General features: G+C 54.1%; 13 protein-coding genes. All 13 read right to left on the bottom strand.

What is annotated here, in order from left to right; translation table 11 throughout:
* Positions 1 to 44: 44 nt before the first annotated feature.
* On the bottom strand, positions 45 to 545 hold the full coding sequence (locus JE47_RS0116265; protein ID WP_031460768.1) for a hydrogenase maturation protease: 501 nt from the start codon (positions 543 to 545) through the stop codon (positions 45 to 47).
* Between the two features lie 397 nt (positions 546 to 942).
* Positions 943 to 2,364, bottom strand: a complete 1,422-nt coding sequence (locus JE47_RS0116260; RefSeq protein ID WP_031460767.1) for a Ni/Fe hydrogenase subunit alpha — start codon at positions 2,362 to 2,364, stop codon at positions 943 to 945.
* Positions 2,365 to 2,407: 43 nt separating this feature from the next.
* Positions 2,408 to 2,941 carry an oxidoreductase gene (locus tag JE47_RS0116255; protein ID WP_031460766.1) on the bottom strand — a complete coding sequence of 178 codons (534 nt, stop codon included), beginning with the start codon at positions 2,939 to 2,941 and terminating at the stop codon, positions 2,408 to 2,410.
* Positions 2,942 to 3,009: 68 nt separating this feature from the next.
* Complete coding sequence (gene hoxU, locus JE47_RS0116250; protein ID WP_031460765.1) at positions 3,010 to 3,717, bottom strand: bidirectional hydrogenase complex protein HoxU; 708 nt, start codon at positions 3,715 to 3,717, stop codon at positions 3,010 to 3,012.
* A complete protein-coding gene (locus tag JE47_RS0116245; protein WP_031460764.1) occupies positions 3,707 to 5,314 on the bottom strand; it encodes a NuoF family protein in 1,608 nt (535 codons plus the stop codon). Before JE47_RS0116245 ends, hoxU begins: the two co-directional genes overlap by 11 nt.
* A gap of 3 nt (positions 5,315 to 5,317) precedes the next feature.
* The gene (gene hoxE / locus JE47_RS0116240) at positions 5,318 to 5,839 is read right to left on the bottom strand and encodes a bidirectional hydrogenase complex protein HoxE (RefSeq protein WP_031460763.1); all 522 of its coding nucleotides are present in this window, start codon (positions 5,837 to 5,839) and stop codon (positions 5,318 to 5,320) included.
* 312 nt (positions 5,840 to 6,151) lie between these two features.
* Positions 6,152 to 8,479, bottom strand: a complete 2,328-nt coding sequence (locus JE47_RS0116235) for a sodium-translocating pyrophosphatase (RefSeq protein ID WP_031460762.1) — start codon at positions 8,477 to 8,479, stop codon at positions 6,152 to 6,154.
* Positions 8,480 to 8,878: 399 nt separating this feature from the next.
* Complete coding sequence (locus JE47_RS22590; protein WP_236631263.1) at positions 8,879 to 9,202, bottom strand: hypothetical protein; 324 nt, start codon at positions 9,200 to 9,202, stop codon at positions 8,879 to 8,881.
* Positions 9,203 to 9,423: 221 nt separating this feature from the next.
* The gene (locus JE47_RS0116225) at positions 9,424 to 10,140 is read right to left on the bottom strand and encodes an ABC transporter ATP-binding protein (RefSeq protein ID WP_031460760.1); all 717 of its coding nucleotides are present in this window, start codon (positions 10,138 to 10,140) and stop codon (positions 9,424 to 9,426) included.
* A 181-nt stretch (positions 10,141 to 10,321) separates the two neighbouring features.
* Positions 10,322 to 11,101, bottom strand: coding sequence for an ABC transporter ATP-binding protein (locus JE47_RS0116220; RefSeq protein ID WP_031460759.1), 780 nt, complete (start codon positions 11,099 to 11,101; stop codon positions 10,322 to 10,324).
* 2 nt (positions 11,102 to 11,103) lie between these two features.
* Positions 11,104 to 12,453, bottom strand: coding sequence for a branched-chain amino acid ABC transporter permease (locus tag JE47_RS0116215; RefSeq protein ID WP_031460758.1), 1,350 nt, complete (start codon positions 12,451 to 12,453; stop codon positions 11,104 to 11,106).
* Positions 12,454 to 12,458: 5 nt separating this feature from the next.
* Positions 12,459 to 13,625: a branched-chain amino acid ABC transporter permease gene (locus tag JE47_RS0116210; protein ID WP_031460757.1), complete on the bottom strand. Its 1,167-nt coding sequence runs from the start codon at positions 13,623 to 13,625 to the stop codon at positions 12,459 to 12,461.
* A gap of 79 nt (positions 13,626 to 13,704) precedes the next feature.
* On the bottom strand, positions 13,705 to 14,793 hold a 1,089-nt coding region (locus JE47_RS0116205; RefSeq protein WP_031460756.1), incomplete at its 5' end, for a branched-chain amino acid ABC transporter substrate-binding protein.

Here is a 14,793-nt window from a genome sequence, read left to right as displayed (position 1 = left end):
TCACGGTTGGGGGTGGTTACGTTACGGGGGATATTTTTAATAGTTTACTCACCCCAGGCACGAGCCTGTAACGCCCAGTAGCGTCGCCCCAGGTACGCCCGTGCCAGCCGGGCTGCATGGGCAACTGCTCGTTCGGTAGCCGGGCTGAGCGCCAGATTGAGCGTCGTGTCATAGGCCGGAATGGTTATTAGAACAGCACGAGGAACACGACCATAAAGGAGACGTGCCAGAGCTAATAACCCTGCCGGCTCACTCTGATGGCTGACATTCCGTAACGGCGCGGGTTCTACCACACGCACGTCAACATCGGTTCGATCTACCGCTGCATCAAGAAAGATAACGCGACGAGCCTGCGCAATCACGGACGCTAACTCAGGCGAGAGTTGAGCCTTTGTGATCACATGTGCCCCGACGATGCGCCATTGTCGTAATCGCTCGGCCGCAGCCTGTCCCGCATAATCATCCCCACGCAGTGGGCTGCCGTAGCCGATGACAACTCCTCGTGGCGCTACTGCCGGACATCGACGCTGGCAAATGCTTCCCATAGCCAACTCTTTCTACGATGTTCCCTGATACCGGTAAGACAATTATACCGCAAAAAGATACAACAGATGAACCCAGGTGATGTTCAGAACACGACGCGCAATCATCCTGATGCCGATTAGTGGCGCACGGTGGGGTAGTCTGACGGACGAAGGCGGAGACGGACGGACGCAGTAATTCTACCTCCCGACAGATGCACGCTGACGGGAAGAGACGGTACGCCGTGCGCTGATAATCACCACCCCGCAGTATTGGAGGTGCGGTTTGCGAACCGCACCTCCTCCGACACCAGGCCGAATGTTCGGATTAGCTCTCTGCACGATGGGCAACTTGATTCAGGCATAGACATTCAAATATTCGCTCGCCTGACCGTTTGCCAGGCACGGTATGCTTCGCCGTCTAACGACAAAGTCGACCTACCAGCTCACCACGAGCATCGTACAACTCCACCTCCATTGCCATTTGACCAACGGCATGGGTTGAGCAACTGAGACATGGATCATAAGCACGCACACCGGCTTCAATCCGGTTGAGAATTCCTTCATCAAACCGACCGTTCTGAATATAGCTCTGCGCAATCTGAGCAACAGTACGGTTTATAGCGAGATTGTTTTGACCAGTAGCGATGATTAGATTGACGTGCGTAATCAACCCCTTTTCATCGACTCGATAATGATGGAAGAGGGTGCCCCGTGGCGCTTCACTTACCCCTACCGCCTCGTGACGATTGACACCAGCGTCAGCACGTAAATCTGACGAGAGTAAGTCGTCATCTTCAAGCAAAACTTCCATCCGCTCGAGTGCAGCAATAATCTCGATGAGGCGTGCGTGGTGGTAGTAGAAACTCCCTTCAATGACCGGCCCAACTGCCTGACGTAGCTCCTGTAATTCGGCGTCGGCTCGCGGCGCACCCATTGTTGTACAGATGTTGATCCGCGCCAGCGGCCCGACCCGGTACATCCCTTGCGGATAGCCTAAAGCCCGAATGTACGGGAATTTCAGATAACTCCACGGTTCAGCCGCCTCACCAATAACATCACAATAGTCGATGGGATCGAGTTCATCAACGAGAATGTTGCCACGGTGATCGATCACACGGAGCTTCCCGCCATAGTGCATCCATCGTCCACCAGGGCCAACCATACCTAGGTAGAGACTGGGGAAGACACCGAATGTTTCAATTTCACGTTGATACGTTTCACCGAGCTGCTTAAGTCTACCAAGGGCCTGACAGGCAATGGTCAGCATGTCTGGTAGTTTTGCCCGGATGTGATCGCGACTCCGCTCGCTAAGGCCACTGCGCACACCGCCTGGCACAGCCCAGGCCGGATGAATCTTGCGTCCGCCTAGCAGTTCAATCACCTCTTGTCCAAACTGACGGAGCCGAATGCCATTGCGTGCCAGCTCTGGATCGGCTGCAATCAGACCAAAGATGTTGCGCTGAGCCGGATCACTATCAAAACCAAGCATCAGATCAGGGCCACTCAGGTGAAAGAAACTCAGCGCGTGAGATTGAATGATCTGCCCCAGATTCATCAATCGACGCAATTTCTCGGCAGCAGGAGGAATTATCACAGCGAGAATGCCGTCACCGGCACGTGCCGAAGCAAGCAAGTGGCTTACCGGACAGATACCGCAGATGCGTGCCGTAATACCAGGCATCTCCCAAAAGGGTCTGCCAACACAAAAGCGCTCGAAGCCACGAAACTCGGTGACATGAAACCGTGTTTCCGCGACATTACCGGCCTCATCAAGATGAATACTGATCTTGGCATGACCCTCAATGCGCGTGACCGGATCAATGAGAATACGTTGGCCCATTGTTCACTCCCTCGCTCAACGTAGTTGTAGCACCAGCGCTTGCTTATCCGTAGCGAATATCGACCAGTGGTTCGCGCCCTTCCAGCAGCGCCTCTAGCAGTGCCCGGATGCGTGACGCCGAGGGCGGACAGCCCGACAAGTAATAATCTACGGGAATGACCTGGTGTACCGGCACGACTTTATCGAGCAGAAGCGGGATAATTCCCGGTTCGTGAGGAATAACCCCTCGTGGGTCACTGTGCTCGACATACACCTGCTGTAGCACATTCCTGGCCGGGCCAAGTGGGTTGCGCAGCGCTGTTACATTACCGGTTACCGCACAATCACCGAAGGAAACGATACATTTGCTCTGACGGCGTGCCGTCTTTGCCAGCTCACGATGTTCGTCGCTGGCAATCGCACCTTCGATGAGGGTCAGATCAACCTCTGCTGGAAAATGTTTCGCATCGGCAATAGGACTATAAACGAGATCGGCACGAGCGGCCAGCTCGATTAGCCACTCATCGAGATCGAGGAACGACATGTGGCATCCCGAACATCCACCCAGCCAGATCGTCGCAATACGCAAGCGGCTCATAAGTTGCTTCCTCTCACCTGTGGCTCACCATTGCGCCAGCACTATCTCACACGGCAATTATGTTCTGCTTACCAGCGTTGCTTCCGTGCCTCAATAATCAGCGCAATCCGCTCGCTGGCATGTGGCCGTTCACCTACCGTTACACCACGCGGGAAAATAGCCCCCGTCGGACAGGCCAGTTGACATTTGCCGCAACTGGTACACGTGGTTGATGTTCCCCACGGCTGGTTCATATCGGTAATCACCCGTGCCTGCACGCCACGACCGGCAACATCCCAGGTATGTACACCCTCAATTTCATCACAGGCACGAACACAACGGGTACAGAGGACGCAACGGTTGTGATCAATGCCAAACCGGGGATGCGAGATGTCAACCGAACAATCAGGTGAAAGATAGTCGTAGCGCACGTGATCCATACCTACCATTGCGGCCAGCCGTTGCAATTCACAGTTGCCACTGGCAACACAGACGGCACATACATGGTTGCGTTCGGCAAAAAGCAATTCAACAATCTGGCGCCGATAAGCTTGCAACCGTGGCGTAGAGGTGCGCACCACCATCCCTTCGCTCACCATTGTCATACAGGCTGGCTGTAACCGCCGTTGACCTTCGATCTCGACCAGACAGAGCCGACAGGCACCTACATCCGATAGGCCGTCGAGATGACAAAGAGTAGGAATAACAATCCCTGCTTCGCGAATAGCCTCTAGCAGTGTCTCGCCGGGTCGGGCTGAAACCAGGTGATCATCAATTGTAAGTGTTTTAGCTGCCATGATCAACCTCCACGCCAATCAGTTGCTCATACTCGTGTCGGAAGTACTGCAACGTACTCAACACCGGATTTGGTGCCGATTGCCCTAACCCGCAGAGGCTCGTTTCGCGCATTAACTCGCACAACTCTTCTATAGTATCGAGATCGCGTGGTTGTGCCTGCCCGTTCCGTAATTTGGTCAGCAGATTGAAGAGCTGCACCGTGCCGACCCGACAGGGAATACATTTGCCACAAGACTCATCTTTACAAAACTCGATGTAAAAGCGAGCAACATCAACCATGTTGGTGTGCTCGTCCATGACCACCATCCCACCGGAACCCATAATTGAACCGACGGCAGCCAGTGATTCGTAATCAACCGGCGTATCAAACAGCTCAGCCGGAATACACCCACCTGAAGGGCCACCTGTTTGAACGGCTTTTACCGGCGTGCCATCGGGTGTACCATCTCCAATCTCGTAGACAATCTCGCGTAGCGTGATCCCCATCGGCACTTCGATCAAACCGGTATTGCGAATCTTGCCGGTCAGCGCGAAGACCTTTGTCCCTTTACTCTTCTCAGTTCCAATCTGGCGGAACCACTCTGGGCCATTCTCAATAATGGCAGTAACATTGGCGAAGGTCTCGACATTGTTGATCAGAGTGGGCATGCCCCAGAGACCCTTTTCTGCCGGATATGGCGGACGCGGACGTGGTTGACCGCGCCGTCCTTCAATTGACGCGATCAGAGCTGTCTCTTCACCACAGACAAAAGCGCCGGCGCCAACCCGAATATCAACCCGAAAGTTAAAACCGCTCTCAAAAATCTGGGCACCGAGCAAACCCAGCCGACGAGCCTGCACAATCGCTTTCTGTAACCGTTCAATTGCCAGCGGATATTCACCGCGCACGTAAATAAACCCTTGTTCGGCGCCCACTGCATACGCTGCAATCGCCATACCCTCGAGCACCAGGTGCGGATCGCTCTCGAGCACGCTGCGATCCATAAATGCCCCTGGATCACCCTCGTCGGCATTACAGATCACAAACTTCCGTTCACCGGGACTTTTGGCAACAGTAGCCCACTTTAATCCGGTCGGATACCCGGCACCGCCCCGTCCCCGCAGACCACTGCGCGCAATAATCTGGATGACCTCAGCCGGAGTCAGGTCGTGAATCACATGGTAGAGGGTGCGATAGCCACCGACTGCAATATAATCCTCAATTCGTTCAGGATTAATCCGACCGCAGTGCCGCAGTACAATCGGTTGCTGGCGGGTAAAGAAGGGATGGTTCAGGTCGCAGTGCAAGACATTACAAGGGCCTTGCTCAAGCGCACTTACAATCTCTTCGGCATCTGCCGGAGTCACCCGCTCGAACACTGTCCCCTCGGGTTCAATGCGCACCAGTGGCCCATGACCACACAGCCCCATGCACCCAACCGGCGTCACTTCGACCTCAGCCAGCTTACCGGCGGCGGAGAGGACTAACTCTAACCGACGCTTAATCTCTAATGCGCCTGAAGCCTGACAACCGGCCGCAGCACAGCAGAGGATACGTAAATGAGGACGTTGAGCCTGCTCGCGTTCAGCAATTGCCTCAAGTTCGTGGAGATCCATACGCTACTCCTCGCGGCCAAGCAGTTTCTGAATACGGGCTGTCAGATCAGAGCAATCGGCGTGACCAATGACCTCACCATCAAGCACGACTGCTGGCGCAATGCCGCAGGCACCTAGACAGCGCGCTGTGAGTAGGGAAAACCGTCCATCGCTGCTGGTGTGACCAGCCTTGACACCGCTAAGTGTTTCAAGATCGTGCAATAGGTGTGCTGCACCACGCACGTAGCAGGCCGTACCCAGACAGACCGTGCAACTATGTTCACCCTGCGGTACGAGAGAAAAGAAGTGGTAAAAGGTCGCCACACCGTAGACTCGGCTCGGCGGCAACCTGAGCCGCTGAGCTACTTCGCTCAACAACTCCGGTGACAGAAAGCCGTACAACTCTTGGGCTTTGTGGAGAACCTCGATCAGTGCATCGCCTTGATACTGGAAGCGTTTCATCGTCGCTTCGAGAATCTTACGGCGATTGTCACTAACAGGGCGAACATTGCGGTCGGTAGCAATATCGGTCGTGGGTGTCGTCATCACACTTCTCCCAGACTGATGAGCGAATGCTACTTTGATCCTATCCTGCTAGTAACAGTTTTTGTGGAAAAAATTCACTACCAACCGTTAACAGTCAGGATGGGTAAAGTTCTGATAACGAAAATGAGGTATGAGTGAGCTATTAATGATTTCAGCTTCGGGTTGCATGTGATCACCGAACTGCACAACCACGGAGCGACATTGACGAACATCGCATGCTTGCAGACAGTAATCCCTGCAACCACTGTATGGTTAGAAACAAATTTAGGGGTGGGTTCATTCCACCCCTAAGCATCACGTTCAAGGAACATGCTAATCAGCCGAAACTGGAGCCTGAGCGATCTCTTTCAGCGCTTCACTCTCGCGCTTGCTTTGCCAGATAGCCCAGATCAACGCCGCCACACAGATAATCATTGCGATAATAACGCCTGGGCTCCCCGGTTCAATCGTCACCACAATCGGCGCAATGATCAGCGCCACCAGGTTAATCACCTTGATCATCGGGTTCAGCGCTGGCCCAGCCGTATCTTTCAACGGATCGCCGACGGTATCGCCAACTACTGCCGCCTTATGCGGCTCGCTATGCTTACCGCCGAAGTTTCCTTCTTCGATATACTTCTTGGCGTTATCCCAGGCGCCACCGGCATTAGCCTGGAACACCGCCATCAATTGACCAGTAAGGATAATACCGGCAAGGAAACCACCCAGCGCTTCGACACCTAATGTAAAGCCAACAATAATCGGCACCATCACCGCGATCAAACCCAAACTGATCAGCTCTTTCTGAGCTGCCGTCGTCGAAATTTGAACCGCACGAGCGTAATCGGGCTGTACTTTACCTTCCATCAAGCCAGGGATACGGAACTGTCGCCGCACCTCATTGACGATCTGGGCAGCCGCCCGTGACACTGCACGAATAGTCAGGGCCGAGAAGAGGAACGGTACCGCACCACCGATGAGTAGACCGATAAATACTGGTGGAGCTGCTACGTTAATTGAGGCGAGCAGTTCAACACCCTGCCGGCCCTCGTTAATCATCTGCTGTAGTACCTTATTCACGTCGGTAAAATACGAACCGTAGAGCGCAACTGCCGCAATGACCGCCGAACCGATAGCAATACCTTTGGTAACGGCCTTCGTTGTATTACCAACCGCATCAAGATCATCCATCACATTGCGGGCATTCTTATCGAGGCCGGCCATCTCACCAATACCATTGGCATTATCGGAGATCGGCCCGAAGCTATCCATCGAGATGGTATTACCGGTGAGTAGTAACATCCCGATACCGGTCAATGACACACCGTACAGGATAGCGGTAAACTGAGTTGCTGCCGGTTCCCCTGAATAAATCAACACCGAGGTAAAGATCGAGGCAGAGATCACCAGAATCGCCCAGACACTACTCTCCATACCCAGTGCCAGGCCAGAGAGGATATTCGTCGCCGATCCGGTCTGCGAAGCCTTGGAGATCTCTTTTACCGGGCTATAGTGGGTACTGGTAAAATACTCGGTCAGCTTATCGAGCACAATAGCCAGAACCACACCTGACAGCGTCACAAAGAAAGGCCGCCAGTCCACTACACCGGTGGCCTCATTCACCATAAAGACAGGTGTTGCCGCAGCGCTAGCAGCAATAGCCAGGCCGGCAGCAATGTAGAAGCCACGGTTCATCGCCGCCATTGCGTTGCGCTTTCGCTCATCGGTAGTTACAAACAGGTTCCCGATAACCGATGCTACAACCCCAATGGCCCGCAACACCAAGGGGAAGATGATAAAGCGCAGATCATAGTCACCATCGCCGATTGTACCGACGACCGCATCGCCCAACACCAGACCCAAAATCAACGCTGAAACGAGCGTGACTTCAAAGCTCTCAAACACGTCGGCAGCCATACCGGCACAGTCGCCAACATTATCACCAACCAGGTCGGCAATCACTGCCGCGTTGCGGGGATCGTCTTCAGGGATACCGGCTTCTACTTTCCCGACCAGATCGGCGCCTACGTCAGCCGCCTTGGTGTAGATACCACCACCCACACGCATAAAGAGTGCGATCAGCGATCCGCCAAAGCCGAAACCGAGCAGGGCATCAGGAGCAGCGATGCCAAATACCATAAAGATCAAGGTCCCACCAAGTAGCCCCAGCCCGACGGTCAGCATACCGGTCACCGAACCGGACTTATACGCGACCTGTAACGCCGGGTTATACCCTTTGCGTGCAGCCGCTGCCACGCGAACATTACCTTCGACTGCCACATTCATGCCCACGAAGCCAACGGCATAGCTGAAGAGTGACCCCATCAGGAAGGCAACGGCCCGCCCAATTGCCACCCAGAGCGTTGCAGCTTCTTTGCTACCAAAGCGCTCAACCGCTTCGGTTGTTGGGGGAATGATAAACACACTTGCCGCTAGAACAAACGTTAAGATAACGATCAAGATAGAAATGGTGCGGAATTGCTGGCTTAGATATGCGTTCGCTCCGGTCTTGATGAATCCCCAGACCTCACGCATTTTTGGGGTACCCGTATCCTGAGCAAGGATTTGACTGCGAATGAAGAAGGCGTAACCGATACCGAGCAACGAGATAACGAGGACGACCCAGACTGCGAGACTTTGGACGGCATTCAGATCCTGCATGATCCCAACTCCTTCGTTGCACGAATGCACGAACCGATGAACTTGCTGGCGCGGCGTGCGACTCAGGGATCGCTCGAAGCGCTGGTGATAGTGGAAGAATCCCCCTGTCGTAGACGTGCATTATTCTAGCATAGTCGAGTTACGATTGCAACGGGCGGCACAAAGGAAGTGTTGGGCAGAAATGGTGCGAAGGGTGTGCATGCACAACACGGTCTGCAAAGCCGACGTGGTGATGGCGCTACTCATCCCCCGCTCTTCCAAAAACCGTTCCGCATTTCACCCGCAGCACGCCGGAGATGAGTTTGGGCAGTAGTGCGGCAACCGTCGGCCAGCCGGGGATGGCGAATTTATTACAAACTGCACCTGGTACCTGTGCTTAGTAACCGCGATTCTCCCGATCTATAGACCAGCGCGATGGATTGGTAGCGATATACCGACGAATCCGCGCCAGCGACGCCGCGCCACAGATGATATGTTCACAATAATTGCGCTGCCAGACCACCGCGCTGACGTACCGTGCTGTTCGTTGATGCCGTTTGGTGGACACCGTTTTGAATGCCCCCACCAGCCGCCCGACCGATTTGCGCCGGGTGAGGGCGGTTCGTGAACGCCCTTACCCTGATCGGCATCCCCACCGGGGTCGGTGATCACCATAATCCCGTGCAGGTGGTTGGGCATGACGACCCAGGCATCCAGCATCACGTAAGCGTACTGTGTGGCCAACCACTGTCACGCCTCGGCAACGATACGTCTTGTATCGTTCCGGCATATCGCGCCATCGACAACATCGCTGAATATACACACCCGCCCCTGCGCGACGAGAGTAATGAAATAGGCCCCCGGCTGGCTGTAATCGTATCCCTTCAGGCGGATACTGCGGCGATGGTGCTTTTCGGGATCGTACCCTCATCCCCCCGTTCCTCCCAAAACTGTTCCGCTACCCGCTACTCCAAACCCAAATATGCCTTCTGCACCATCGCATTGTTACGCAGATTGGTGGCAGTATCTTCCAGCACAATCTCACCACTCTGCAACACATACCCACGATGGGCAATTGAGAGAGCCTGCAAGGCGTTCTGCTCCACCAACAGAACGGTTGTACCTTGCTGATTAATCGTCTGAATAATCTCGAAAATCTGCTCGACTAATACTGGAGCTAGCCCCATCGATGGTTCATCGAGCAACAACACCTGGGGACGGGTCATCAATGCACGACCGATAGCGAGCATCTGCTGTTCACCACCCGACAGCGTCCCCCCTTTCTGGCTCACCCGTTCGCGCAGACGCGGGAAGAGGGTCAACACCCGATCAAGGTCGGCCTGATATTCAGGGCTGCGGGTATTGTAGAGGAAGGCACCCATTTCAAGATTTTCCAGCACGGTCAGGCGTGGAAAGATCCGTCGGCCTTCGGGCGCCTGAGCAATCCCTAGCTTCACAATCTCATGCGGTGGTAAGGTATCAATCCGCTGCCCCTTAAACAAAATCTGACCATGGCGAGGTTTCAACAACCCTGAAATAGTACGTAGCGTTGTGCTCTTACCAGCACCGTTCGAGCCGATCAGGGTCACGATCTCCCCGGCTTCAACCCGCATCGAGATACCTTTGAGGGCATGGATTTTTCCGTAGTAGGTATGTACATTCTGCAATTCCAGCAGCGCCATAATTTCCTCTGTCCTAAGCCATGGTCACCCAGAACCCGATTCGAGCCTATAAACGGCACAAGGGGGAGTCATTGGTGCGCGATCACATTTGTCTGTCCTGAGCGGAGAAAGGTTTCAACCATCTTCTCTAGCTTCTGAACGACTGATCTGGTTGCCATGGCTACACATTCACAATGAAAGATCAAGCAGCGTGACCAGCGGCGCCTCTACCGAGGTAGGCTTCAATCACCCGCGGATTGGTACGGATAGCCTGCACATCGCCTTCGGCAATCTTACTACCGTAATCAAGCACTGTAATGCGTTCAGAAATCGACATCACCAGCCGCATATCATGCTCGATCAAAATAACAGTGATCCCACGTTCATCGCGCAAACGACGAATCAACTGGGTAGCCTCTGTCGTCTCGTGCGGGTTCATACCGGCGGTTGGCTCATCAAGCAGAATGATCTTCGGATCGCCTGCCAGGGCACGAGCGATCTCAAGCCGACGCTGGTCGCCGTAAGGTAAATTCTTCGCCAACTCGTTGCGCTTGTCAGCAATACCGACGAAATCGAGCAATTCGATAGCCTTGTTGCGAGCTTTCGCCTCTTCCCGCACCATATTGCGCGCACGGAAGATCACGCTCCAGATCGAGGCTTTCAGATGCACGTGCATGCCGATCAGAACATTCTCTAGCACGGTCATGTTGCCAAATAGGCGGATATTCTGAAATGTGCGCCGCATTCCCAGCGCAGCAATCTGGTCGGGTCGCCAGCCGGTAATATCCTGACCGGCAAAGATCACCTGACCTTTATCAGGCTTATAGATGCCGGTCAAAACATTGAAAAACGTGGTCTTTCCGGCACCGTTCGGCCCGATCACGCTGACAATACTTCCCGGTTCAACGGTGAAGGTCACATCGTTGACTGCAACTAGACCACCGAAGATTTTCGTAATATGTGCAGCTTCTAAAAGCGCCATAGCTATCTCCCCGTATCGGCGCCGGTTGGGGCAACGGCCTTATCGGACGCTAACTCTTCTTCACCAATTTCTACCTCATGCTGCTCTTCACGACGTCGTTCGTCAGGCCAGAGTCCCTCGGGGCGGAAGATCATCATAACGACCAACAACAGCCCAAAAAAGAGCCGCTGATACTGGGTTGGATCGAACTGGCGAGGAATGGGTAAGCCAGCCGCTTGCGCTTCACGGATCACCGCTGCGATACGAGGTAGGATTTGCAAGTCAAGCATCGTGACAATGATAGCGCCAAGCATCGCGCCGGGGATCGAACCCATACCACCGAGAATCACCATGACCAGAATATTGATCGAGCGTAATAGATCAAACGTCGGCGGGTTGATGAAGAGCTGTTTCGAGGCAAACACCACGCCCATCACACCCGCAAAAGAGGCCCCAATCGCGAAGGCCAATAGCTTCATGCGCACACGCGGGATGCCCTGAGCAATCGCGGCCACCTCATCTTCGCGAATCGCTTCCCATGCCCGACCGATACGCGAATTCTTCAGCCGGGCCACAACAATCACGGTCAGGAGCAAAATGATTAGCACCAGGTAGTAAAAGAAGAGCTGGTAAAGCCGATTGTCATCAGCCTGCACACCCAGATTACGCACCAGATCGACCAATATCAATGGCGGGCGTTCAATATCCCGAATACCCTGAGAACCATTCGTAACGTTAATCGGACGATCAAGGTTATTGGCAACCACCCGGATCACTTCACCAAAGCCTAGCGTCACGATTGCCAGATAATCACCACGCAAGCGCAATACCGGCAAACCTAACAGCACACCAGTGATCAGGCCCAGGATCAGACCGATGACCAGAAATGGATAGAACATAATCGGGTCAACCGGACTCCAGGCCGGATTGATCTCAGTAATCTGTGGAGTGCTAAAGATTGCCCAGGCATACGCACCGACAGCAAAAAACGCCACATAGCCAAGGTCAAGCAGACCGGCAAACCCAACAACGACATTCAAACCGAGGGCTAATGCTGTGAAGATACCGGCCTGGGTCGCCACATCGATGTAGAAAGGATTAAGCGTCCCAAAGTAGGGTAAAACAATGCCCAGCGCAATCGCTCCGAGCGCAACCTTAAACCACGCTGACACCCGCGACCGATAAGCTACGAGCATCGACAACATAAAGAGCACAAACACTATATCGGTGCTCAGTTCGGTACGTGGGTTGGTCAAGAGAAGAACAGAACAAACCACCACATAGAACGTTAGAAACGCATACGCGGTAGGTCCACTACTGAGAGGCGCTGTTACACGTTGCCATAGACTCTGCGAAGAAGTGCCTGTGGTCATATCGCTCACACCTTCTGCGTTGTCGCCTCACCGAGCAGACCGGAAGGCCGGAAGATCAACAGCAAGATCAAGATACTAAACGCTGCAATATCGGCATAAGCTGCACCTGAGAAATTACCACCCGTGAAGATAGCCAGGTAAGCAGCGACAAAGGCTTCAAGAAAGCCCAGTACAATACCACCAACCATGGCACCGGTAATATTGCCGATACCACCTAACACAGCAGCAGTAAACGCTTTCAGGCCAGGGATCAGCCCCATGTATGGATTCACGGTACCAATGCGCAAGCCGAACAATGCACCAGCGGCGCCACCGAGTGCTCCACCGATCAAAAAGGTTAGCGCAATGATCCGATTTACATCAACACCCATTAAGCTCGCCGTCGGCATATCTTGTGCTGTCGCTCGAATCGCTTTACCGAGCTTTGTCACATTTACGATGTAATTCAGCACAATCAACATAATAGTTGCCGCGACGATAAAGATAAGATCACGCGGACTGAGAATGACCGGTACGCTACGTTCGCCAACCTGCATCTCAAATAAGCGAAGCGGTTGACCAAAATCAGGGGTCTGGTACCGTGCGTTGAATCCCAGCGGACTGTTGGTCATCACCAGGCGAGCCAAGTCTTGCAAGATCAGTGACATCCCAATTGCCGAGATAAGTGGTACCAGACGTGGGGCATTACGAAGCGGTCGATAAGCGATTCGCTCAACTGTGACAGCCAGCATCCCACAGAAGGCCATTGCAATCAACACAACCAACAGAACGAAGACCAGTGGCGGAATACTTGCCAGTGTGCCGGAGTTCACCAGCAGCAAACTCACCGTTGCCCCCACCACTCCGCCGATCATGAAAATCTCGCCGTGGGCAAAATTGATGAATTCAAGAACGCCATAAACCATCGTGTAACCGAGAGCGATGGTAGCGAAGAGAAACCCACGGACTAATCCGTCGATAATAACCTGGGGCAGAATAATCACTACCCGCTGCATAATATCGGGTTGGCCGGGTGAGAGTACGAGAGCAAGCACCACTACGATCAACGACAGACTAACCGCACTCCCAACGATGAATGCCAGAAGTTGACCGACCGGACCCAGAACAACCCCTACCACTTCTCCCAGCGACCGACGTGCAGTCGTGGATGCAACCGTTGCATCGACAGCCATGAATACTCCCGAACTAATCATTAGGCAAGTGCGCGGGATAGCGTTTCCCGCGCACTGCACATTCCCTTACATCCTCACTTTACTTTGGCGGTGCGATCTCGAGACGGCTAATCAGCTCGTTCTTGTTCCAATCCGCCGCATTGACCTTCAACACAAAGTAGGTAGCAACCGTTGGATCACCCTTCTCGTTGAAGTCATAGGTACCGGTAATACCTGGGAAGGGCGGCAAACCACGAATGGCCTGCACCACCTGCGCACGTGTCGGCTTGCCACCCGCTGCAATAGCCGCCGACAGAATACCGGCAGCACAAATGTTGGTCGCATCGTAGGCCTGTGCCGAGAACGCAGGTGCAGCGTCGCCATACGCAGCCTGGTAATCCTGTGCGTACTTCGCCGCCTTCGGGAACTGGCTTACCGGTGCGGCGACAGTCGTATAGTGCATACCATCAACCGCATTCCCAGCCAGATCAACCAGCTCAGATGACTCAAGACCGTCAGGCCCCATAAACTGGGCCGTGATCCCTCGGTCACGCGCCTGGCGGAAGAACGGCCCGGCCTGGTCGTAGATACCACCAAAGAAGATCAGGTCGGGGTTTGCAGCCAGGATTGGGGTCAAGATCGCTGAAAAGTCACTGCGCTCTTCCGTGCCCTCGAAGCCCAGCACTTTCAGGCCGTTGGCCTCAGCGTTGCGACGGAAGAACTCGGCCACCCCCTGCCCGTAGGCCGTCGTGTCGTGAATGATGTAGACCGACTTCACCTTCAGCTCTTCGCGGGCAAACTTCTCGGCCACCGCACCCTGCACATCGTCGCGTCCCACCACGCGGAAGGCCACTTCGTAGCCACCCTCCGTAATCTTTGGGTTCGTGTTCGCCGGTGAGACCATCGCCAGACTGGCATTCTTGTAATCCGGCAAAGCAGCTAGCGCCACTCCTGAATTCAGGTGCCCGACCACGCAGAGAATATCCTGATCCGACACGATATTCTTTGCGTTCGCCGACCCCACCTCTGGCCGAGCCTGATCGTCGAAAGGCACCAGCTCGAAAGTAATCCCAAGTGCTCCCAACTGGGCATTAAGTTGCTCGACCGCCAGTTCAGCAGCATTCTTCATACCGGTACCGAGCGCGGCTTGCCCACCCGAAAGCGGACCCTGGGTAGCGATCTTAATCTT

This window comes from Chloroflexus sp. MS-G, from assembly GCF_000735195.1.
Taxonomy (GTDB): domain Bacteria; phylum Chloroflexota; class Chloroflexia; order Chloroflexales; family Chloroflexaceae; genus Chloroflexus.
Note: the sequence above shows the minus strand (reverse complement) of the source record. Positions and strands in the feature narration are given on the sequence as shown.

Excerpts from the sequence above, each read along its gene's own strand:
- JE47_RS0116265 (WP_031460768.1), bottom strand. The coding sequence starts at position 545 with ATGGGAAGCATTTGCCAGCGTCGATGTCCGGCAGTAGCGCCACGAGGA.
- JE47_RS0116260 (WP_031460767.1), bottom strand. The coding sequence starts at position 2,364 with ATGGGCCAACGTATTCTCATTGATCCGGTCACGCGCATTGAGGGTCAT.
- JE47_RS0116255 (WP_031460766.1), bottom strand. The coding sequence starts at position 2,941 with ATGAGCCGCTTGCGTATTGCGACGATCTGGCTGGGTGGATGTTCGGGA.
- hoxU (WP_031460765.1), bottom strand. The coding sequence starts at position 3,717 with ATGGCAGCTAAAACACTTACAATTGATGATCACCTGGTTTCAGCCCGA.
- JE47_RS0116245 (WP_031460764.1), bottom strand. The coding sequence starts at position 5,314 with ATGGATCTCCACGAACTTGAGGCAATTGCTGAACGCGAGCAGGCTCAA.
- hoxE (WP_031460763.1), bottom strand. The coding sequence starts at position 5,839 with ATGACGACACCCACGACCGATATTGCTACCGACCGCAATGTTCGCCCT.
- JE47_RS0116235 (WP_031460762.1), bottom strand. The coding sequence starts at position 8,479 with ATGCAGGATCTGAATGCCGTCCAAAGTCTCGCAGTCTGGGTCGTCCTC.
- JE47_RS0116225 (WP_031460760.1), bottom strand. The coding sequence starts at position 10,140 with ATGGCGCTGCTGGAATTGCAGAATGTACATACCTACTACGGAAAAATC.
- JE47_RS0116220 (WP_031460759.1), bottom strand. The coding sequence starts at position 11,101 with ATGGCGCTTTTAGAAGCTGCACATATTACGAAAATCTTCGGTGGTCTA.
- JE47_RS0116215 (WP_031460758.1), bottom strand. The coding sequence starts at position 12,453 with ATGACCACAGGCACTTCTTCGCAGAGTCTATGGCAACGTGTAACAGCG.
- JE47_RS0116210 (WP_031460757.1), bottom strand. The coding sequence starts at position 13,625 with ATGGCTGTCGATGCAACGGTTGCATCCACGACTGCACGTCGGTCGCTG.